Below are 247 nucleotides of genomic sequence, written 5' to 3'. Positions count from 1 at the left end.
CCGCAGAAGTGTTGGATCTGGCGAAAGAGTTCTTGAGCAGGTCCAAAAGAGCTGAGTTTGCATGTTTGTTCATGCTTAAATCTGAAGATTGTAACTCTCTACCAACGAATAAGAGTGCCAGATCCAGAGGCTCATGAAGTTTCTTTCCTTTGCACAGAAAATTTGACCAGCCTGCTTCAGAAAAAACAGATTTTGCTAGATCTTTTGGAGAAATGACTTGGTAATTTACAGATTCCTTCAATCCATT

1 protein-coding gene is annotated in these 247 nt (G+C 40.1%); it reads right to left on the bottom strand.

Translation table 11 applies throughout. The features are described from left to right. On the bottom strand, positions 1–247 hold a 247-nt coding region (locus L9G74_RS24545), incomplete at both ends, for a hypothetical protein (protein WP_238898900.1).

It is taken from the genome of Shewanella electrica (assembly GCF_022321485.1).
Taxonomy (GTDB): Bacteria; Pseudomonadota; Gammaproteobacteria; order Enterobacterales; family Shewanellaceae; genus Shewanella; species Shewanella electrica.
This window is presented reverse-complemented; position numbering and strand designations above follow the sequence as displayed.